The 20674-nt window shown below is 62.0% G+C and carries 17 protein-coding genes; 2 read left to right on the forward strand and 15 right to left on the reverse strand.

What is annotated here, in order from left to right; all coding sequences use genetic code 11:
* The first annotated feature begins 82 nt into the window (after nt 1–82).
* Complete coding sequence (gene recG / locus K6M89_RS16770; RefSeq protein WP_222140199.1) at nt 83–2188, forward strand: ATP-dependent DNA helicase RecG; 2106 nt, start codon at nt 83–85, stop codon at nt 2186–2188.
* 80 nt (nt 2189–2268) lie between these two features.
* Here recG and K6M89_RS16775 read toward each other — a convergent pair whose 3' ends face one another.
* The 14 genes from K6M89_RS16775 to pcsA all read right to left on the reverse strand — a co-directional run bounded on the left by K6M89_RS16775 (nt 2269) and on the right by pcsA (nt 18547).
* Complete coding sequence (locus K6M89_RS16775) at nt 2269–2976, reverse strand: DUF502 domain-containing protein (protein ID WP_222140200.1); 708 nt, start codon at nt 2974–2976, stop codon at nt 2269–2271.
* 134 nt (nt 2977–3110) lie between these two features.
* Nucleotides 3111–4937: a glutamine--fructose-6-phosphate transaminase (isomerizing) gene (gene glmS / locus K6M89_RS16780; protein WP_222140201.1), complete on the reverse strand. Its 1827-nt coding sequence runs from the start codon at nt 4935–4937 to the stop codon at nt 3111–3113.
* Between the two features lie 109 nt (nt 4938–5046).
* Complete coding sequence (gene glmU, locus K6M89_RS16785) at nt 5047–6408, reverse strand: bifunctional UDP-N-acetylglucosamine diphosphorylase/glucosamine-1-phosphate N-acetyltransferase GlmU (RefSeq protein WP_222140202.1); 1362 nt, start codon at nt 6406–6408, stop codon at nt 5047–5049.
* A gap of 165 nt (nt 6409–6573) precedes the next feature.
* Nucleotides 6574–7359 carry a FadR/GntR family transcriptional regulator gene (locus tag K6M89_RS16790; protein ID WP_222140203.1) on the reverse strand — a complete coding sequence of 262 codons (786 nt, stop codon included), beginning with the start codon at nt 7357–7359 and terminating at the stop codon, nt 6574–6576.
* Between the two features lie 16 nt (nt 7360–7375).
* A complete protein-coding gene (gene yjfF / locus K6M89_RS16795; protein WP_222140204.1) occupies nt 7376–8344 on the reverse strand; it encodes a galactofuranose ABC transporter, permease protein YjfF in 969 nt (322 codons plus the stop codon).
* Nucleotides 8341–9354, reverse strand: coding sequence for an ABC transporter permease (locus K6M89_RS16800; RefSeq protein WP_222140205.1), 1014 nt, complete (start codon nt 9352–9354; stop codon nt 8341–8343). The genes yjfF and K6M89_RS16800 overlap by 4 nt, the downstream gene beginning before the upstream one ends.
* The gene (ytfR, locus tag K6M89_RS16805; protein WP_097579262.1) at nt 9351–10874 is read right to left on the reverse strand and encodes a galactofuranose ABC transporter, ATP-binding protein YtfR; all 1524 of its coding nucleotides are present in this window, start codon (nt 10872–10874) and stop codon (nt 9351–9353) included. The genes K6M89_RS16800 and ytfR overlap by 4 nt, the downstream gene beginning before the upstream one ends.
* A 120-nt stretch (nt 10875–10994) precedes the next feature.
* Nucleotides 10995–11957: a galactofuranose ABC transporter, galactofuranose-binding protein YtfQ gene (gene ytfQ / locus K6M89_RS16810; RefSeq protein WP_097579261.1), complete on the reverse strand. Its 963-nt coding sequence runs from the start codon at nt 11955–11957 to the stop codon at nt 10995–10997.
* Between the two features lie 145 nt (nt 11958–12102).
* Nucleotides 12103–13179 carry a BMP family ABC transporter substrate-binding protein gene (locus tag K6M89_RS16815; RefSeq protein ID WP_222140206.1) on the reverse strand — a complete coding sequence of 359 codons (1077 nt, stop codon included), beginning with the start codon at nt 13177–13179 and terminating at the stop codon, nt 12103–12105.
* 47 nt (nt 13180–13226) lie between these two features.
* The gene (locus tag K6M89_RS16820) at nt 13227–14147 is read right to left on the reverse strand and encodes an ABC transporter permease (protein ID WP_222140207.1); all 921 of its coding nucleotides are present in this window, start codon (nt 14145–14147) and stop codon (nt 13227–13229) included.
* A complete protein-coding gene (locus K6M89_RS16825; protein ID WP_222140208.1) occupies nt 14144–15229 on the reverse strand; it encodes an ABC transporter permease in 1086 nt (361 codons plus the stop codon). The genes K6M89_RS16820 and K6M89_RS16825 overlap by 4 nt, the downstream gene beginning before the upstream one ends.
* Nucleotides 15219–16787 carry an ABC transporter ATP-binding protein gene (locus K6M89_RS16830; RefSeq protein ID WP_222140209.1) on the reverse strand — a complete coding sequence of 523 codons (1569 nt, stop codon included), beginning with the start codon at nt 16785–16787 and terminating at the stop codon, nt 15219–15221. The genes K6M89_RS16825 and K6M89_RS16830 overlap by 11 nt, the downstream gene beginning before the upstream one ends.
* A gap of 39 nt (nt 16788–16826) precedes the next feature.
* A complete protein-coding gene (locus K6M89_RS16835) occupies nt 16827–17807 on the reverse strand; it encodes a quinone oxidoreductase family protein (RefSeq protein WP_097579256.1) in 981 nt (326 codons plus the stop codon).
* An 11-nt stretch (nt 17808–17818) separates the two neighbouring features.
* Complete coding sequence (gene pcsA / locus K6M89_RS16840) at nt 17819–18547, reverse strand: phosphatidylcholine synthase (RefSeq protein ID WP_097579255.1); 729 nt, start codon at nt 18545–18547, stop codon at nt 17819–17821.
* Between the two features lie 348 nt (nt 18548–18895).
* Between pcsA and K6M89_RS16845 the strand changes: the two genes are divergently transcribed.
* Entirely contained in the window at nt 18896–19708 is an 813-nt protein-coding gene (locus K6M89_RS16845) for a ferredoxin--NADP reductase (protein ID WP_010060954.1), read from the forward strand.
* A gap of 51 nt (nt 19709–19759) precedes the next feature.
* On the opposite strand, the gene K6M89_RS16850 is transcribed toward K6M89_RS16845, so the two are convergent.
* Nucleotides 19760–20374, reverse strand: coding sequence for a GntR family transcriptional regulator (locus K6M89_RS16850; protein WP_222140210.1), 615 nt, complete (start codon nt 20372–20374; stop codon nt 19760–19762).
* Nucleotides 20375–20674 lie beyond the last annotated feature (300 nt).

Consider the following 20674-nt stretch of genomic DNA (forward strand, 5'->3'; position numbering starts at 1 on the left):
TCCTGTTGATGCGCCTCTATAGCCCCTCGAAAGCGGCTTGTCAGCCTTGCCAAGGCCGCATTGTTCATCGCATTTTGACCGCATGCGCCCCGCCATTCTCGATCCTCTGTTTTCCCCTATTTCTGGCCTTCCGGGCGTCGGCCCGAAGATCGCCGAACTGCTGGTCAAGCTGCTCGGTCGCGAGACGCCGGAGGATTGCCGGGTCATCGATCTCCTCTTCCACGCGCCCTTCTCGCTGATCGACCGGCGCAACCAGCCGGGAATCGCCCGCGCGCCGCAGGGCGCGATCGTGACGATCACCGCCCGTGTCGACCGCCACCAAGTGCCGCCGCGCGGCAAGAGCAATGTGCCCTACCGCGTCTTCCTGCATGACGAGACCGGCGAACTGACGCTGGTCTTCTTCCGGGGCCAGGCGGCCTGGCTGGAAAAGCAGCTGCCTGTTGATGCGGAGGTGACGGTCAGCGGCAAGGTCGACTGGTTCAACGGCCGCGCCTCGATGGTGCATCCGGACTATATCGTCAGGGCTGACGAGGCGGAGAACCTGCCGCTGGTCGAGCCGATCTATCCGCTGACGGCGGGGCTTTCGCCGAAGACATTGCACAAGATCATCGATGCCGCCCTACCGCGTTTTCCCGAGCTGCCGGAATGGATCGACCCGGCGCTGGCGCAGAAGCAGGGCCTGCCGTCGATCCGCGACAGCTTCCATATGCTGCACGAGCCGCGCGATCCCGCCGATATCGATCCGCAGGCCCCAGCGCAGCGGCGGCTCGCCTATGACGAGTTCCTCGCCGGCCAGCTGTCGCTGAGCCTGGTGCGCCAGAGGCTGCGCAAGGTCGCGGGCCAGCCGGTGCAGGCGACGGGTGCGGTCAGCGGCAAGATCCTGAAGACGCTGCCCTTTTCGCCCACATCAAGCCAAAACGAGGCGATTGCCGACATTCTGAAGGACATGGCCGGCACCGAGCGCATGCTGCGGCTGCTGCAGGGCGATGTCGGCTCCGGCAAGACGCTGGTGGCACTGATGTCGATGGCGGCGGTGATCGAGAGCGGCGGCCAGGCCGTGCTGATGGCGCCGACCGAAATCCTGGCGCGCCAGCACCACGCGACGATCTCGAAATTCGCCGCCTCCGCCGGGCTCGGCATCGAGGTGTTGACCGGGCGCACCAAGGGACGCGAGCGGGAGGAAATCCTGGAGCGCATCGCCTCCGGTGCGGCACAGATCATCATCGGTACGCATGCGCTGTTCCAGGATACTGTATCTTACGCCAACCTCATGCTGGCCGTCGTCGACGAACAGCACCGTTTCGGCGTGCATCAGCGCCTCAGGCTGACAGCCAAGGGCATCTCGCCGCACATGCTTGTGATGACGGCGACACCGATCCCGCGCACGCTGGTGCTTGCCGCCTTCGGCGACATGGACGTCTCCAAGCTCACGGAAAAACCGGCCGGCCGCAAGCCGATCCAGACGATCACCGTGCCGATGGAGCGCACGGGCGAAATTGTCGGGCGGCTGCAGAGCGCCCTTGCCGAGGGCAAGAAGGCCTACTGGATCTGCCCGCTGGTCGAAGAATCCGAAGAGCTCGACCTGATGTCGGCCGAGGAGCGGCATGCCACACTGGTCTCAGCACTCGGCCCCGATATTGGTCTCATCCACGGCCGCATGAGCGGGCCTGAGAAGGATGCGGCGATGATGGCTTTCAAGAACGGCGAGACCCGGCTGCTCGTCGCCACCACCGTCGTCGAGGTCGGCGTCGACGTGCCGGATGCGACGATCATGGTGATCGAACATGCCGAACGCTTCGGCCTGGCGCAATTGCATCAGTTGCGCGGCCGCGTCGGGCGCGGCGACGAGGCCTCGACCTGCATCCTGCTCTACAAGGGGCCGCTCGGCGAAACCGGCCATGCCAGGCTTTCGATCATGCGCGAGACCGAGGACGGTTTCCGCATCGCCGAGGAGGATCTGAAGCTGCGCGGCGAAGGCGAGCTGCTCGGCACCCGCCAGTCCGGCACGCCGGGCTTCCGGATCGCCAGCCTCGAGGCGCATGCCGACCTGCTGGAGATCGCCCGCAAGGATGCGGCCTATCTCATCGAGCGCGATCCAGAGCTGACCAGTGACAGAGGACAGGCGATCCGCACCTTGCTCTATCTCTTCCGCCGCGATGAGGCGATCCGTTTCCTGAGGGCGGGATAAAGCACGCCGCGGCGCGCTTTAATCTTCTTTCCATGCATGTCGTTATCCCAAAACCGCCAAACACTTTTGGGCGACATGCATCAATCCGCTTTTGAAACCGCCACCGGCTTCGGCCGCGGCAGATGCTTCTGCTTCGGCTCCAACGGCGTGTGTTCTGGGGCGACGAGACCGCCTGAGATCAGGAACTTGGCGGCGTCTTCCGGGCTCATGTCGAGCATGACAATCTTTTCGCGGGCCACGAAGATCAGGAAGCCGGCCGTCGGCACCGGCGTCGGGGGCAGGAAGACGGCGACCATATCCTGGCCCATGGCGTTGAATTTCGAGGCGATTTCGCCCTTAGCGTCGGTGGCGACGAAGACCAGCGCCCAGAGGCCGGGGCCTGGATATTCGATAAGCCCGACCTTCTTGAAGGAGTTCGACTGCTCCTTCAGCACCGTTTCGAAAATCTGCTTCACGCTTCTGTAGATCGTGCGCACCAGCGGCATGCGCTGGACGATCGATTCGCCGAAACGGACGATGCTTTGGCCGATGAGGTTCTTGCCGAGGAAGCCGACGACGGTGATCAGCACGATGGCGATCAGCAGGCCGAAGCCGGGAATGGCGAAATTGAGATAGCTTTCCGGGTTCCAGCGCGCCGGAATGTAGGGCCTGACCCAGCTGTCCGACCAATGGATGAAGGTCCAGGTCAGCCAGATGGTAATCGCGATCGGCGCGCAGATGATCAGGCCTGCGAGAAAATTGTTCCTCAGCCGGGTCGCGACCGGCATTCTGGGGGCGTTGTCGGCCATCGTTTCCTGATGAACTCCATCTCAGTCCTGGACGGGCCGGAACGCCGGCCCTTCCCCCTTGTCCGCATACCAAAATTGCCAGAATTCGAGGCGTCGCACAATATGTTTCGGCGCGAAGCCCCGGTCCTCCAGGCTTATTCCACGGTCACGGATTTCGCCAGATTGCGGGGCTGGTCGACATCGGTGCCCATGAAGACGGCCGTGTGATAGGCAAGCAGCTGGATCGGCAGCGAGAAGATCATCGGCGCGATGATTTCGTCGACGACAGGCAGGGTAATCGTCGCCATGGTCGGCAGTTTCGAGGCCGCCGCACCCGCTTCGTCGGTGATGAAGATGATGCGGCCGCCACGGGCTGCGACCTCCTGCATGTTGGAGATGGTCTTTTCAAAGAAGCGGTCATAGGGGGCAATGACGATAACCGGCATGTTCTCGTCGATCAGCGCGATGGGCCCGTGCTTCAATTCGCCGGCAGCATAACCTTCGGCGTGGATATAGGAAATTTCCTTGAGCTTCAGCGCGCCTTCCATGGCGAGCGGGAAGCTGGTGCCGCGGCCGAGATAGAGCACGTCCTTGCACTTCGACAATTCCCGCGACAGGCTTTCCATCTGCGGCTGGATGAGGTTCAGCACCCGGCTCATGATGCGCGGCATTTCGGCGAGGTGACGCACCAGCGCCCTCTCCTCATCAGCGCTCACCGTGCCGCGTGCCTTGCCGGCGCCGATCGCCAGCGACGCCAGCACGGCAAGCTGGCAAGTGAAGGCCTTGGTGGAGGCGACGCCGATTTCCGGGCCGGCCATGATCGGGAAGACGGCGTCGGATTCCCGTGCGATCGTCGATTCGCGGACATTGACGACGGCGCCGATCTTCAGGCCGTTGTCGCGGCAGTAGCGCAGCGATGCCAGCGTATCGGCGGTTTCGCCGGACTGCGAGATGAAGAGTGCCGCCTGCGAGGGCAAAAGCGGCATTTCGCGGTAGCGGAATTCAGAGGCGACGTCGATCTCGACCGGCAGGCGCGCATAACGCTCGAACCAGTATTTGCCGACGAGACCGGCGAGATAGGCGGTGCCGCAGGCCGAAATCGCCAGGCCGGTCGCCGCTTTGAAGTCGATCGCCGCGGCATTGGCGCCGATCGTGTTCTCGGCGAAATCGACATAGTGGCTGAGCGCATGGGAGATCACCTCCGGCTGCTCGTAGATTTCCTTTTCCATGAAGTGGCGGTGATTACCCTTGTCGACGACATAGGCGGCTGCCTGCGAGATTTGGCGGGCGCGCTTGACCGGCTTGCCGGTGAAATCGAGCACCGAGACGCTATCACGAGTAATGACGGCGCAGTCGCCGTCGACGAGATAGGTGATTTCGTTGGTGAAGGGCGAGAGCGCGATGGCATCTGAGCCGAGAAACATCTCGCCGCGGCCGTAGCCGACGGCAAGCGGTGGGCCGGAACGGGCGGCCATGATCGTGCCGGGATCGGCCTTGAGCATGACGGCCAGCGCATAGGCGCCGGTCACCCGGTTCAGCATCTTCAGCATGGCGGCGCGCGGCTCGAGGCCTTCGCGCAGATATTTCGCCATCAGCTGGGCGACGACTTCGGTGTCGGTCTGGGTTTCGAAGAACGAGCCGTCCGCGGTCAATTCGTCACGAAGCTCGGAGAAGTTCTCGATGATGCCGTTATGAACGACGGCGACGCCTTCGACGAAATGCGGATGGGCATTGGTCTCATTCGGCACGCCGTGGGTCGCCCAGCGTGTATGGGCGATTCCGACCAAACCCGGCAGCGGTTCCGCATCGAGGCGTTTTTCCAGATTGAAGAGCTTGCCCTCGGCGCGGCGGCGATCCATCACGCCCTCATGGATGGTGGCGACACCGGCGGAATCATAACCGCGATATTCGAGGCGCTTGAGCGCGTCGACAAGGCGCCCCGCAACAGGCTGAGTTCCGACGATCCCCACAATTCCGCACATATAACATCCCCACAAGGCTTCGATAGCGAGGCCAGTCCTAACGATTCCTGCTTATTTCTCAATGGCCTCGGCGGTCACTTTCAATTTCCGCCGGTTACGGAAAGCGGCCTCAAGCCTTGGCCTTCTTCGCCGCCTTGATGGCGAGCGCACGCTCGCGCAGCAGGGTCGCCCGGCCGGGCTTGATCTCCTGGCGGGCGCGGCCCAGCGCCAGCGCATCGGTCGGCACGTCGGCGGTGATGACGCTGCCGGAGCCAACATAGGCGCCGTCGCCGATCGTCACCGGCGCGACCAGCGAGGAGTTGGAACCGATGAAGGCGTTTTCGCCGATCACCGTTTCGCTCTTGTTGACCCCGTCATAATTGCAGGTGATCGTGCCGGCGCCAATATTGCTGCCGGCGCCGACGACGGCATCGCCGATATAGGTGAGGTGGTTGACCTTGGCGCCCTCGCCCAACCGGCCGTTCTTGACCTCGCAGAAATTGCCGACCTTCGAACCATTGGCGAGATCGGCCCCCGGCCGCAACCGCGCGAAGGGGCCGACAGTAGCGCCCTCACTGACATGGGCGCCTTCGATATGCGAGAAGGCGTGAATGACGGCACCGCCGTCGATCACCGCGCCGGGACCGAAGACAACATTCGGCTCGATCAGCGCATCCTGGCCGATGACGGTATCGTAGCAGAGGAACACCGTTTCCGGTGCGATCATGGTGACGCCCGCCAGCATCATCTCGCGGCGGCGGCGTTCCTGCCAGAAGCGCTCGATGACCGCGAGTTCGGCGCGGTTGTTGCAGCCGGTCATCTCGATTTCGGGGGCATCGACGGCGGTAACACGGCCGCCGAGCGAGCGGGCGATCTCAACGAGATCGGTCAAGTAGAATTCACCCTTGGCATTGGCATTGCCGATGCGCGAGAGCAGATCGAGCGCTTTGCGGCCGTTGATCGCCATCAGCCCGCTGTTGCACCAGGTGACAGCGCGCTCGGCATCGGTCGCATCCTTCTCCTCACGGATGGCGATGAGTTCGCCGTCCTTGACAAGCAGCCGGCCATAACCGGTCGGGCGGTCGGTGTGGAAACCAATAACGACGATGTCGCTGCCATCGGCAAGACCCTGGCGGGCGGCTTTCAGCGGGCCGTCGGTCTGCAGCGGCACGTCGCCATAGGTGACGAGGATATCATCATAACCCTTGGCGATCGCTTCGCGCGCCGCCAGCACTGCATGGCCGGTGCCGAGGCGCTGCTGCTGCAGATAGGATTCGACGCTGACACCGTCGATGCTTGCGGCCTTTGCTACCTCCTCGGCGTCGCGGCCGACGACAAGGGCGACGGCGGAAATGCCGGCGGAGGCGACTGCCTCGACGACATGGGCAATCATCGGCCGCCCGGCGACCGGATGCAGCACCTTCGATTTCGAGGATTTCATCCGCGTGCTGTCACCGGCAGCTAGGATGACGGCAAGACAAGTACGTTCCATGATCTGCTCCGCGAATCCGCGCCATGAGGCGGCTTTGTTGCCTCATACTGCATAATTCCTGAAATCGGAATCGATTTTCGGAAGCCGCGATGGAAGGATCGAAAGTGCGGCGGCGCCCTTTGCGGGTCCCCAAAGACGCGCAACGGCATAGGACGGTCAAAGCCCTTACTTAGGTGAAATTGCCGGCGAAAGCGGCTCTATGGGATCAGGAGAGCCTCGGGTCGCGAAGGATTCGTGCACATGATCGCGGCCGTCCAGGATAACGACTTCCATCGCCCGGCGCGCGGCGGCGCTGTCACCGGAAGCGATGGCATCGACGATGCGCATATGGGTGTCGGCAATATTGGCAAACCCATTTTCGGAAGGCGGCGTACTGATGCGGAACATGCCGACGAGGGCTGCCTCAATGAGGCTGCCGAGGGTGCGCATGAAGGGATTGTGCGATGCTTCGGCGAGCGCCAGGTGAAAGTGCAGGTCGGCGAGCGCCAGGCTGTCGGCCGTGTGGTCGCTCGCCGCCATCTCCTCCGCCAGCCCGCGCAGCGTCTCGATTTCCTCGGCATTGGCCCGCTCGGCGACGAGGCCGGCGGCGAAGGGTTCAACAGCAAGTCGGATATCGTAAAGCTGCAACAGGAATTCTTCCGTCACGCCACTGTCGAAGTGCCAGGCGATGATCTCGCTGTCGAACATGTTCCAGAGGTTTTTCTCGGTGACACGCGTGCCGACGCGCGCCTTGGCGACGACCATGCCCTTGGCGGCGAGGGTCTTCATCGTCTCGCGCAGGACCGTGCGCGACACCTTGAAACGCTGCGCCAGTTCGGTGTCGCCGGGCAGAATCGAGCCGACGGGATATGTGCCGGCGACGATCGCCTTGCCGAGCTCGTCGACCACCTGGGCGTGGCTTGTCCGGGTCCGGCGCCCTGTCTTGCGTGTCTCGATCAATTTGTTGCGCAAGCGATCCGTCTCCCCCTCAGGCATACCTCTTGTTCAGACTGGAAAGGAACAGGATCGCCTTCTGCATCAGGATGAATGCAAACAGCAGGAGGCCGATCAGGATCTTGGTCCACCAGCTCGACAGCGTGCCGTCGAAGGTGATGTAAGTCTGAATGAGCCCCTGGATCAGGATGCCGATCAAGGTTCCTGCCACGAATCCCGCTCCTCCGGTCAGCAGCGTCCCTCCGATGACGACTGCCGCGATCGCGTCGAGTTCGACGCCGACCGCCGCAAGAGAATATCCAGCAGAGGTGTACAGCGAAAAAACGATTCCGGATAGGCCGGCGAGAAAACCCGACAGCGCATAGATCTGGATCGTCGTGCGGCCGACCGGCACGCCCATCAGCCGCGCCGTCTGCGGACCGCCGCCGAGCGCATAGACATTGGTGCCGAAGCGGGTGCGGTGGGCGATGAAGATGCCGGCGGCGAAAACGAGAAGCATGATGGCGCCGATCAGCGTCAACCGCCCGCCTCCGGGCAGCCGCCAATAGAGGCTCGTCAGCGTGGAATAGTAGTCGTGGTTGATCGGAATGCTGTCGATTGAGAGCACAAAGGCGATACCGCGCGCCAGGAACATGCCGGCAAGTGTGACGATAAAGGCCGGCATTTCGAGATAATGGATGATCGCGCCCATGACGGCACCGAAGGCGGTGGTGATGACGAGGACGAGCGCGAAGGCGAGCAGCGGATGGATCGAGGTGTTCTGCAGGATGACGGCAAGGAAGACGCCGGTAAAGGCGATGACCGAACCGATCGACAGATCGATGCCGCCGGAGATGATGACGAATGTCATGCCGACCGCGGCAATGCCGAGAAAGGCGTTGTCGGTCATAAGATTGCCGATGACGCGCGTCGACAGCATGTTCGGATATTGCAGCGTGCAGCCGGCATAGGCGAGCACGAAGATGACGACGGTCGCAAGCAGCGGCAGGTATTTGGAGTTCATTTCGGCTGCTCCCTTCCGCCCTGCCGGCGGCTGGCAAAGATGGCGAGCGACTGCATCGCCGGCGACTGGATGACGAGGATCACGATGATGATCACCGCCTTGATGATCAGATTGAATTCGGGTGGAAAGCCGGAGGACAGGATGCCGGTATTGACAGCCTGGATGATCATCGCGCCGATCAGCGATCCCACGATGCTGAAGCGACCGCCGAGCAGCGAATTGCCGCCGACGACGACGGCGAGAATGGCGTCGAGTTCCAGCCAGAGACCGGCATTGTTGGCATCGGCGCCCTTGATGTCGGCTGCGACGATGATGCCTGCGATCGAGGCGCACAGCCCGCTCAGCATATAGACGGCCATCAGCAGCACCGGCGTCTGGATGCCGGAGAGCGTGCTGGCGCGGCGGTTGATGCCGACGGCCTCGAGCAGCATGCCGAGCGCCGTGCGCCGGACGAGCAGGATTACCAGCAGCCCGACGAGCAGCCAGATGACCACAGGCATTGGCAGGAGAGCCATGGAACCGCTGCCGAAGAAGATCAGACCGTCATCGTTGAAGGTCAGGATGGCGCCCTCGGTGATGAGCTGGGCGATGCCGCGGCCGGCGACCATCAGCACCAGCGTGGCGATAATCGGCTGGATGTTGAGGATCGCCACCAGGAAACCGTTCCAGACGCCGCAGGCAAGTCCGATCACCAGCGTCAACAAGATGGTGTAGGCAACTGAATTGCCGGATACAATCGATGACGCAGCAACGGCGCCGCAGATGGCGATGACCGCGCCGACGGACAGGTCGATGCCTTTGGTGGCAATTACCAGCGTCATGCCGATCGCCAGGAGCGCCACCGGCGCTCCGCGATTCAGCACGTCGATCAGGCTGCCATAAAGCCGTCCATTCTGAACCACCACATTAAAAAACTGTAGTGACGTTATGAAATTCAACAGAAGAACGACAGCGAGAGCGATCAATTGCGGCGCCAGGCGATAGGCCAGCGCATTCCGGGAGGATTTCATGCGTCCTCCGTCTTGTGTTCGGCGGCGGCAATGGCATCGACGATACCGGCGGCGGTGATGCGCTCGCCCGTGAGTTCGGCGATATGCTGCCTGTCGCGAAGTACGATAACACGTGAACTATAGGCGACAAGCTCTTCAAGTTCCGAGGAAATTACGATCAATGACATGCCTTCGGCGCAGAGCTGTTCGATGAGCCGGATGATCTCGGCATGGGCGCCGACATCGATGCCGCGGGTTGGCTCGTCGAGGATGAGAAACTTGGGATTGGTCGCCAGCCAGCGGGCAAGGATTGCCTTCTGCTGGTTGCCGCCGGAGAGCAGGCGGATCGGCTTTTCACGGTCGGTCGTTCTGATGTCGAGCGCCTTGATGTAGCGGTCGGCCAGCGCATTCTGCTCGGCGCGCGACAGCGGCCGGGTCCAGCCGCGGCGGGCCTGCAGCGCAAGCGCGATATTTTCTCGGATCGACAGGTCGCCGACGATGCCATCAGTCTTGCGGTCCTCGGGGCAGAAGCCGAAGCCCTTTTCGATCGCAGCGCGCGGACTGGACAGAGTTGCAGGCTGGCCGTCGATGGTAACACTGCCGCTATCGGCATGCTCGACGCCGAAGAGCAGTTCGGCAGTTTCGGTGCGCCCCGAGCCGAGCAGGCCGGCGATGCCGACCACCTCGCCCGCGCGCACATCGAGATCAAATGGCTTGACCTTGCCGCGTTTGCCGTAGCCGGCAAATCTGTAGCGGACCTCGCCCGCCGCAATGCTGTGTTCCCTGACCGTTTCTTCGGCCTGGGCGAGCTCGCGGCCTAGCATCATGGCGATCAGGCCCTGGCGCGGCAGCTCGGCGGCGTCGCGGGTGCCGACAAGCTTGCCATTGCGCAGCACGGTGATGCGATCGCTGATCGCATAGACCTGCTCGAGGAAATGGGTAATGAAGACGATGCCGAGGCCGCGCTTCTTCAGGCCGTCAATGATGCGGAAGAGCAGCGCCACTTCCTGGTTGTCGAGGCTCGCCGTCGGCTCATCCAATATCAGCACCTTGCCGGAGAGATCGACGGCGCGAGCGATCGCCACCACCTGCTGGACAGCGACCGAGAAGCGACTGAGTTCGGCGGTGACGTCGATATCGATGCCGTAACCGGCCAGAAGTTCGCGCGCCTTGCGGTTCATCGCGCGCACGTCGGTCATGCCGAAACGCTTCGGCTGGCGACCGAGAAAGAGATTTTCGGCGACGCTCAGATTAGAGAGGAGGTTGACCTCCTGATAGACGGTGCCGATACCAAGCTTCTGGGCAGCGAGCGTATTGGCCGGATTGATCTCCTGGCCGTCCAGCATCAGGCTGCCTTCGTCACGATGGTAGGCGCCGGTGATGCACTTGATCAGCGTCGATTTGCCGGCGCCGTTCTCGCCGAGAAGGGCATGAACCTCGCCGCGGCGCAGCGTGAAATCCACCTTGTCCAATGCGATGGCACCGGGAAAGAATTTCGATATGGCCGAGGCAGCGAGAATAGTCTCGTTATTGTGAACCATGAGGGCTGCTGTTTCCTGATATTGCGCCTTGCGCCTGCACCAAAACCGGGCATGACGCCCGGTCCGGCACCGGCAGTTCCACACCGGTCCATGATGGACCGGTGCGGTTCCAGGTTCAAATCAGTAGCCCTGACCCTTCTTCTCTTCGTAGACCTTCATCGGCTCGTCGGCGGGCGTGTAGAGCTTGGACTCTGTCTGGATCCACTTTGCCGGAGCCTTCTTGTCCTTCAGATAGGCTTCGAGCGCATCGAAGGCCGGACCAGCCATGTTCGGCGTCAGTTCGACCGTGGCATTGGCTTCGCCTTCGGACATTGCCTTGAAGATATCGGGAACGGCGTCGATCGAGACGACGAGGATATCCTTGCCGGGCTTCAGGCCGGCTTCCTTGATCGCCTGGATGGCGCCGACGGCCATGTCGTCGTTATGGGCGTAGAGCGCGCAGATATCCTTGCCGCCATTTTCGGCCTTCAGGAAGCTTTCCATGACTTCCTTGCCCTTGGTGCGGGTGAAGTCGCCGGTCTGGCTGCGAACGATCTTGAGGTTGTCGTGGCCGGCGAGAGCTTCTTCGAAGCCCTTCTTGCGGGCGATGGCCGGCGACGAACCGGTCGTGCCCTGCAGCTCGACGACATTGCACTTCTTGTCGCCAATAGTCTTGACCAGGAAGTCGCCGGCGACCTTGCCTTCATGGACGAGGTCGGAGGTGACAGCCGTCAGGTAGAGATCGTCAGGAGCCTTGATGGTGCGGTCGAGCAGAATGACCGGAATCTTGGCTTCCTTGGCTTCCTTGAGAACATCGTCCCAGCCGGTTTCGACGACCGGAGCAATCAGGATGGCGTCGACGCCCTGGGCGATGAAGGAGCGCAGGGCCTTGATCTGGTTTTCCTGCTTCTGCTGGGCGTCGGCAAACTTCAGATCGATGCCCCGCTTCTTGGCCTGCTCCTTGGTGACGGTCGTTTCAGCCGCACGCCAACCCGATTCCGAGCCGATCTGCGAGAAGCCGACGGTCAGGCCGGCGGCCGAAGCCGAACCGAACATGCAGGCAGCAAGAATCGTAGCACTCAAGAGTGCAGTCTTCAATTTCATGATATCCTCCCAATGCCGCTCTTTCGCGGCGCAGGGTCAAAAAATCATATAGTATTACTTTTGTAAATCGGTTTTTTAGGATGCACCGCAACAAAAAAAGGGCGTCCACAGGGACGCCCCTCGCATCTGCAAAGTCGTCAACCGGCTATTGCGCCGGAAGCTTGTCGTCGACGCCTTCGACGTAGAAGTTCATGCCGAGCAGCGTGCCATCATCGGCCTTCTCTCCGGCCTTCAGCCAGGGCGTACCGTCCTGCTTGTTGATCGGGCCGGTAAACGGATGCAGCTCGCCCGACTTGATCTTGGCTTCGGCTTCCTCGGCGAGTTTCTTCACATCGTCGGGCATGTTGGTGTAGGGCGCCATCGTCAGAATGCCGTCCTTGAGGCCATCCCAGCTCTGTTCCGACTTCCAGGTGCCGTCGAGGAGCGCCTGGACGCGCTTGACGTAATAGTTGCCCCAGGTGTCGATGATCGCGGTAAGCTGTACGTTCGGGCCAGCCTTGATCATGTCGGACGCCTGGCCGAAGGCCTTGACGCCGCGTTGCTCGGCAACCTGCATCGGAGCGGTCGTGTCCGTGTGCTGGGTGAGAATATCGACGCCCTGGTCGAGCAGCGCCTTGGCGGCATCGGCTTCCTTGCCCGGGTCGAACCAGGTATTGACCCAGATGACCTTCATCTTGAAGTTCGGATTGACCGACTTGGCGCCGGTTTCAAAGGCGTTGATGCCCATCACCACCTCGGGGATCGGGAAGGAGGCGATATAGCCAGCCGTGCCGGTCTTCGACAGCTTGCCGGCGATAATGCCGCTAATATAGCGGCCTTCGTAGAAGCGCGAGTTGTAGGTCGCGACGTTGTCTGCGGCCTTGAAGCCCGTCGCATGCTCGAATTTCACCTTCGGGAACTTCTTGGCGACGGCAACGGTCGCGTCCATGTAGCCGAAGGAAGTGGTGAAGATCAGAGCGCAGCCGGAACGGGCCATGCGCTCGATGGCGCGTTCGGCATCCGGACCCTCCGGAACGCTTTCGAGGTAGGACGTTTCGACCTTGTCGGCGAATTCCTTCTCGACCTGGAGGCGGCCGTTTTCATGGGCCTGCGTCCAGCCGCCATCGGTACGGGTGCCGACATAGACGAAGCAGACCTTGGTCTTGTCGGCAGCCTCGGCAGCCGAACCGATGCTCAGGACGAGGGCAGCTGTCGCTGCGAGAGCAAGTGCAAGTTTTTTCATTTTGATCCCTGTTGGTTGGAAGTTTGAAACCCGTCTTTTGTTGTTGCTCACCGGTCAGGCACGAAGGCTTTGCCAAGCGAGGCCGGCGTATTGATCATCGTCGTGCGCCGATTATGCGAGATCATGATGAGGACCACAACTGTCGCCGCATAGGGCAGCATCGACAGGAACTGCGACGGAATGCCGACGCCGAAGGCCTGCGCGTGCAGTTGCAGGATCGTCACCGCCCCGAAGAGATAACCGCCAGCCATCAGGCGCCAAGGCCGCCACGAGGAGAAGACGACAAGCGCCAGCGCAATCCAGCCGCGCCCTGCCGACATATTCTCGGTCCACTGCGGCGTGTAGATCAGCGACAGCTGTGCCCCTGCAAGGCCTGCGCACGCACCGCCGAACATTACGGCGAGATAGCGCGTGCGGATAACGTTGATGCCGAGCGCATGGGCAGAGGCGTGATTATCGCCGATGGCGCGTATCTTCAGGCCGGTACGGCTCCTGAAGAGGAACCAGTTGACGGCGACAACGAGCAGGATCGACAGGTAGAAGATCAGATCCTGCTTGAAGAGGACCGTTCCGACATAGGGTATCGCCGAGAGCACCGGGATTTCGATCGGCAGCAGCCGGATGCCGGGCGCGCCGACGAAGGCTTCGCCGAGCATGCCGGAAGCGCCCAGGCCCAAGATTGTCAGGGCAAGGCCCGTCGCCACCTGATTGGTGACGAGCGTCAGCGTCAGGAAGGCGAAGAGCAGCGAAAACAGCCCGCCGCTGACGATGCCGCCGACAATGCCGATATAGGCCGATCCGGTGAGCTGGGCTGCGGCAAAGGCACCGACGGCGCCGATGATCATCACGCCTTCGACGCCGAGGTTGAGAACGCCCGAACGCTCCGTCACGAGTTCGCCGAGGGCGGCGATCACGAGCGGCGTCGAGGCAGTGATAACAGTCAGCAGAATGGCTTCGAAGATGCTCATGCCACGCCACCCCTGACCCGCGACCAGGCGATGCGGATTTTGTAATAGATCAGCGTATCGCAGGAGAGGACGAAAAAGAGCAGCAGCCCCTGAAAAACGCGGGTGACCTTATCGGAAACGCCGAGCGACAGCTGCGCGGCCTCGCCACCGAGATACGTCAGCGCCAGCACCAGTCCCGATGCGATGATGCCGAGCGGATTAAGCCGCCCCAGGAAGGCGACGATGATGGCCGTGAAGCCATAGCCCGGCGAAATCGCCGGCTGCAGGTGGCCGATCGAGCCGGAAACCTCGGATATTCCGGCGAGGCCCGCAAGAGCGCCGGAGAAGAGGAAGCTGAACCAGATCATCTTCTTCGAGGAGAAGCCGGCAAAGCGCCCTGCCCGCTCCGACTGGCCGAGCACGACGATCTCGAAGCCTTTCAACGTATAGCGCAGCATGAACCAGGCGCCGACCGCCGCAACGATCGCGAAGATGAAGGCCCAATGGGCCCGGCCCGATTCCTCCCAGATCGCCGGCAGCACCGCTTCCGGCGCGAAATCGCGCGAGACGGGAAAATTGAATCCTTTGGGATCGCGCCAGGCGCCGCGAATCAGCCAATCGAGGAAGAGCTGGGCGATATAGACCAGCATCAGCGATGTCAGGATCTCATTGGTGTTGAAATGCGCCTTCAACAGCGCCGGGATGGCGGCGAAAAGCGCGCCGCCGAGCGCTCCCAGGACCAGCATCAGCGGCAGAACCAGCGGCGAATGCCAGTCGTAGAAGACGATCGGCAGATAGGAGCCGGTGATGGCGCCGATGGTGAACTGGCCTTCGGCGCCGATATTCCAGTTGTTCGAGCGATAGCAGACGGCAAGGCCGACGGCGATCAGGATCAGCGGTGCGGCCTTGATCGCCAGCTCGTGCAGCGACCAGACTTCGAGCAGCGGCTCGACGAAGAAGGCGTCCAGCGCCTCGACCGGATCCTTGCCGAGCATGGCGAACATAATGGCGCCGAAGGCGAGCGTCAGGACAAGCGCCAGCAGCGGCGAGACGAAGGCAAAGAGCTTCGAGACGTCGGGGCGTCTTTCCAATTCAATGCGCATGGGCTGCCTCCGCGGCATGCTTGTCTTCGTGCAGGCCACCCATTAGCAAGCCGATTCTTTCACGCGTCAGTTCACCGGCCGGATAGGGCCTGGAAAGGCGCCCTTCGGAAATGACGGCGATATCGGTCGCCACTTCGAAGATCTCGTCGAGATCCTGGCTGATGACGACGACGGCCGAGCCCGCCTTTGCGAGATCGACCAAGGCCTGGCGGATGCGGCTCGCAGCGCCCGCATCGACGCCCCAGGTCGGCTGATTGACGATGAGGACGGCCGGTTGGCGGTCGAGCTCGCGGCCGACGATGAACTTCTGCAGATTGCCGCCGGACAGAGAACCGGCGGCGGGATCGTCACCGCTCTTGCGAACATCCATCGCCTCGGAGATGCGCCGCGCGGCGGATTTCACCGCGCCATGGCGGATGATGCCGAGAATACCGAGAAAGGCTTTGCGATCCGATTGACTGCGGGCCAGCACCAGATTGTCCGACAGTTTCATCGCGGCAACGGCGGCGTGGCCATGCCGCTCCTCCGGCACGAAGCCGGCGCCGAGCAGACGGCGGGCGGTGATGCCCTCGGTGCCCACAGGCTTCTTGCGGATGACGATCGCCTCGGCCGAAGCGACCGGATATTCGCCGGAGAGCGCATCGAAAAGCTCGCTCTGCCCGTTGCCGGCCACACCGGCGATGGCCAGGATTTCGCCAGCGCGCACTGCCATGGAGACATCGCGCAGCGGCATGGCAAACGGCGTGCGGGCTGCGACGGAAAGGTTAGCAACGGCAAGCTGCACCTCGCCCTTGTCCGAGCGCTCGGGATGGGTGACGGTCGCCACCTCGCTGCCGACCATCATGCGGGCAAGCGAGGCGGGCGTCTCCTGCTTCGGATCGCAGGCGCCGGTCACCCGGCCATGGCGCAGCACGGTGGCGCGATCGCAGATGCGCTGCACCTCTTCCAGGCGGTGGCTGATATAGAGAACCGAACGGCCCTCGGCGCGCAGCTTGAACAGCGTCTCGAACAGCCTGTCAGCTTCCTGCGGCGTCAGCACCGAGGTCGGCTCGTCGAGAATGATCAGCTTCGGGTTCTGCAGCAGCGCACGGACGATCTCGATCCGCTGGCGCTCGCCGACGGAGAGATCGGCGACATGGGCATGCGGATCGAGCGGCAGGCCGTAGGCGACCGACAGCGCCCTCGCCTCCTCGGCGATCCGGTCGATCGGAATGCTGCCATCGAGGGAAAGCGCAATGTTTTCGGCAACGGTCAGCGCCTCGAACAGCGAAAAATGCTGGAACACCATGCCGATGCCGAGCTTGCGGGCTTCGCCCGGCGAAGTGACCGCGACCGGGCTGCCCTGCCAGAGGATATGCCCGTGCGTCGGCTCCAGAACGCCGAACAGCATCTTGACCAGCGTGGATTTGCCTGCGCCATTTTCGCCAAGAAGCGCGTGAATTTCGCCCGGCGCGATATCGAGATCGATTTCATTGCAGGCGGCAAAGCCACCGAAAAACTTCGTCAGCTTCTGGACGGATAGTAACGCACCGGAATCCGGCACATTCAATGGCGACACGTTCCCCTCATTTCTTCTGCCAACCGGTCCGTTCGGATCTCATGGAATCAGCAGCGTCGTTCCTGTTGTTTTTCTTGTTTCCAGATCCGCGTGAGCCCGCCCAACCTCACGCAACGGATAGGTTTGATTGACATTGATACGCACTTTGTTGCTTTGCACAACATCAAATAGCGCTTTCGCACTGTCGACCAATTCCTGGCGCGCGGCGATATAGGTGAACAGCGTCGGCCGCGTTGCAAAGAGCGAGCCTTTCTGCGCCAGCTGGGAAAGGCTGAAATTCTCGATCGGGCCGGAGGACTGGCCGAAAGAGGCAAAAAGGCCGCGCGGCTTCAGGCAGTCGAGCGACTGTGGAAAAGTATCGCGGCCGATCGAATCATAGACGACATCGACGCCCTTGCCCCCGGTGATTTCGCGCACGCGGGCGACGAAGTCTTCGCTCTTGTAGTTGATCACATGGTCGTAGCCATGGGCGAGCGCCAGCGCGACCTTGTCTTCAGAGCCCGCCGTGCCGATGACGGTGGCGCCGAGCGCCTTTGCCCATTGACCGGCGATCAGCCCGACGCCGCCGGCGGCGGCATGAAACAGCAGGACCGTCTCGGGTCCGACCTTGAAGGTGCGGTTCAAGAGATATTCGGCGGTCATGCCCTTCAGCATCATCGCCGCCGCCGTCTCGAGCGCAATGCCATCGGGGACATGCACGAGATGGCGCGCCTCGATATTGCGCTCGGCGGCATAGGCGCCGTCGGCGCTGGCGTAGGCGACCCGTTCGCCAACCTTGAAATCGGTCACGCCGGAGCCGACTGCCGTCACCGTGCCGGCGCCCTCCTTGCCGGTGACGAAGGGCAGATGCGGCACCTTGTAGGAGCCGTTGCGGAAATAGACGTCGATGAAATTGAGGCCGATCGCCGCCTGGCTGATCTGCACCTCACCAGCCGCGGGCGGCGCAAGATCGATTTCGACATAGTCGAAAACCTCCGGCCCGCCCGTCTTCGAGAATGAAACCGCCTGCGTCTTCGTCATCTTGCCTGTCCTCAAGTTTCACGTCCAAGGGCGGGGAAGAATTGCAGCACCGCACCGATGACGTAAAGATAGATCCCGGTCACGATAAAGAGAATGAGCGCCCACCCGGGCGTGTCGAAATGCATCAGAAGTGAAAAAACGCCGAGCCCCGACCACAGGAAAAAGACGCCGAGATTGAGCGGGCGCAGCCGTTTGACGCGGACCGGGTGCAGGAAATTGATCGGCAGGAAGGTCAGCACCACCGAAACGATGACGACGGCAAGCGCGGTGGTCGCGCTCGCATCGATGACGAACAGGGTGAAGACGATCATGTTCCAGACGACGGGAAAGCCGGAGAAGAAATACTCCTCCGTCTTCATGCCCATATCGGCATAATAGATGGCGCTGGAAACGACGATCATGCCGGCGGCGACAAAGGACCATGGCTCGCCGATCATGCCGCTCTGATAGAGCGCGAAGGCCGGCAGCAGCACATAGGTGACGTAATCGATGATATTGTCGAGCGTGTCGCCCGACCAATTCGGCAACACTTCCTTGACCCGCACCTTACGGGCGATCGGCCCATCGATGCCGTCGACCAGAAGGGCAAGCCCCAGCCACCAGAACATGTCGATGAAACGATGTTCGGCGGCGGCCACAACGCCGAGAAAGGCAAGGAAGGAGCCGGAGGCCGTCAGGATGTGAACGGAAAAGGCGCGCATTTCCGCGTAAGGAACACGCTTGTAATTGAAAATCTTCATATTCCCCGACCGCCCTATCGCGCTCGCCCCGGCAAGCGTCTTTTTTGCCACCGGCACCGATCCCGTCGCTGAATCGATTCCCGTAGATCCTTGTTGTCGCACCGTTTTCGCCGAAAACCGGCGTCCACATCAGGCGCGCCGCCCTAATATGCATCCTTTGCCGGGCTTCGCCAGCAGGAAATACGAATTGCCGGCCCGCCCCCGAGATCGCCATTGAATCCTGACAATGACATGCATATTTCCCTTCAGGAGCGCTGCGTGGAATGGAATGCCTTTAATTCGAGCCCGATATGTAATATCTGCCTCGCATCCGATAGTTCATCCGACGAAACGGGATCCTCTACCGCAATGAACGCGCCTGCAAAGACCGAAGACTTCGCCTCGTCCATCCCCGCCGGTGTCTACGCCGAGACGGTGCTTGCCGTGACGCATTATACCGACCGGCTCTTCCGCTTCACGATGACCCGGCCGCAGGGCTTCCGTTTCCGTTCCGGCGAATTCGCGATGATCGGCCTGATGGTCGAAGGCAAGCCGGTCTTCCGCGCCTATTCGATCGCCAGCCCCGCCTGGGCCGAAGAGCTCGAATTCTTCTCGATCAAGGTGCCGGACGGCCCGCTCACCTCGCATCTGCAGGCGATCAAGCCGGGCGACCAGGTGCTGATGCGCAAGAAGCCGACGGGCACGCTGGTGCTCGATGCGCTGACGCCTGGCCGTCGTCTCTACATGTTCTCGACGGGAACGGGCGTTGCGCCATTCGCCAGCTTGATCCGCGATCCCGAGACCTATGAGAAGTTCGAGGAAGTCATCCTCACCCATACAACGCGCGATGTCGCCGAGCTGAAATACGGCTTCGACCTCGTGCACGAGATCCAGAATGACGAGCTGCTGAAGGAAGTCGTCGGCGACAAGCTGCGCCATTATGCGACCGTCACGCGCGAAGACTTCGAATATCGCGGCCGGATCACCGACCTCATCTCGTCAGGCAAGCTGTTTACCGATCTCGGCGTGCCGCCGCTCGACCCGGCGATCGACCGCGGCATGATCTGCGGCTCCTCGGCCATGCTGAAGGACACCAAGGAACTGCTCGAAAAGGCCGGCCTCAATGAAGGCGCCAACAGCAAGCCCGCAGAATTCGTCATCGAACGCGCCTTCGTCGGCTGACGATTTATCCGACAAGCAGATCTGACAGCGGCTCCGGAAACGGGGCCGTTTCTATTTTTGGGCGAGATAGTCGATCAAGACCGCCATGGCGGCGCGCGCCTCCTTCGGCCGGCCCTGCTGAATGGCGCGAATGACGGCAACATGCAGCGCGATGGCGCGATCCATGCGCTCGGGGCTTGCGGTGGAATACCAGAGACGGCGCGAATGCGTCTGAACCGGGCCGAGCGCTGCGACGATAAAACCGTTCGGGCAGGCATCCTCGAGGATTTCATCGAAAGCCTTGTCTGCGGCAAAGAAGCCGGCGAGATCGCCGGTCACCGCGCACTCCTCCATCCCGCGAGCGCAGTCGCCGAGACGTTCGCGCTGCTCGTCGGTCGCATGTTCGGCGGCCAATGCGGCCGCGATCGGCTCCAGCTCGCGGCGCACCTGCATGACGTTGCCATGGTCTTCCGGCGCGATCTCGACCACCTGCAGCCCGACGCGCGGCTTCACCAGGATCAGCCCCTGCCAGGCCAGCTTCTGGATCGCCTCGCGCACCGGCGTTCGCCCATGGCCCGCCAAATCGATCAGCTGTTTTTCGGTGACGAGCGCGCCCGGCTTCAGCGCCAGGGTAACAATCAGGTGCTCCAACGCGAGATAGGCACGATGGCTTTGTGACGTCTGCATGCTGAAAGTCCGCTGCCCGATCTGATATATCACATTAGTGGCACGGTCAAAAACCGAACACAAGTCGGAATTGAAATATGAGAATAGAGACAAATAGATAACATCGGTGTGAGTTTCGCGGACTCAGGCGTCTACGCCACGAAAGAACTTACTTCGCCGTTCCAACCTCCCTCATACTCGGCCTTGAGCCTTGAGCCGAGCACCACACCGCATCCGCCAGCGGCAGCGGCATGGATCCTCGGCTCAAGGCCGAGGACGACGGAGCGTGGGGTTGGCGTTCCTCACAAACTCACTCCGCAC

This window comes from Rhizobium croatiense (genome assembly GCF_019793465.1).
Classification (GTDB): domain Bacteria; phylum Pseudomonadota; class Alphaproteobacteria; order Rhizobiales; family Rhizobiaceae; genus Rhizobium; species Rhizobium croatiense.

What these genes read in the sequence shown, in the direction of transcription:
- K6M89_RS16845 (WP_010060954.1), top strand. Translation starts at nt 18,896, where the DNA reads ATGAACGCGCCTGCAAAGACCGAAGACTTCGCCTCGTCCATCCCCGCC.
- K6M89_RS16825 (WP_222140208.1), bottom strand. Translation starts at nt 15,229, where the DNA reads ATGCGCATTGAATTGGAAAGACGCCCCGACGTCTCGAAGCTCTTTGCC.
- ytfR (WP_097579262.1), bottom strand. Translation starts at nt 10,874, where the DNA reads ATGGTTCACAATAACGAGACTATTCTCGCTGCCTCGGCCATATCGAAA.
- K6M89_RS16775 (WP_222140200.1), bottom strand. Translation starts at nt 2,976, where the DNA reads ATGGCCGACAACGCCCCCAGAATGCCGGTCGCGACCCGGCTGAGGAAC.
- K6M89_RS16820 (WP_222140207.1), bottom strand. Translation starts at nt 14,147, where the DNA reads ATGAGCATCTTCGAAGCCATTCTGCTGACTGTTATCACTGCCTCGACG.
- glmU (WP_222140202.1), bottom strand. Translation starts at nt 6,408, where the DNA reads ATGGAACGTACTTGTCTTGCCGTCATCCTAGCTGCCGGTGACAGCACG.
- glmS (WP_222140201.1), bottom strand. Translation starts at nt 4,937, where the DNA reads ATGTGCGGAATTGTGGGGATCGTCGGAACTCAGCCTGTTGCGGGGCGC.
- pcsA (WP_097579255.1), bottom strand. Translation starts at nt 18,547, where the DNA reads ATGAAGATTTTCAATTACAAGCGTGTTCCTTACGCGGAAATGCGCGCC.
- K6M89_RS16815 (WP_222140206.1), bottom strand. Translation starts at nt 13,179, where the DNA reads ATGAAAAAACTTGCACTTGCTCTCGCAGCGACAGCTGCCCTCGTCCTG.
- recG (WP_222140199.1), top strand. Translation starts at nt 83, where the DNA reads ATGCGCCCCGCCATTCTCGATCCTCTGTTTTCCCCTATTTCTGGCCTT.
- yjfF (WP_222140204.1), bottom strand. Translation starts at nt 8,344, where the DNA reads ATGAACTCCAAATACCTGCCGCTGCTTGCGACCGTCGTCATCTTCGTG.
- ytfQ (WP_097579261.1), bottom strand. Translation starts at nt 11,957, where the DNA reads ATGAAATTGAAGACTGCACTCTTGAGTGCTACGATTCTTGCTGCCTGC.
- K6M89_RS16835 (WP_097579256.1), bottom strand. Translation starts at nt 17,807, where the DNA reads ATGACGAAGACGCAGGCGGTTTCATTCTCGAAGACGGGCGGGCCGGAG.
- K6M89_RS16850 (WP_222140210.1), bottom strand. Translation starts at nt 20,374, where the DNA reads ATGCAGACGTCACAAAGCCATCGTGCCTATCTCGCGTTGGAGCACCTG.
- K6M89_RS16800 (WP_222140205.1), bottom strand. Translation starts at nt 9,354, where the DNA reads ATGAAATCCTCCCGGAATGCGCTGGCCTATCGCCTGGCGCCGCAATTG.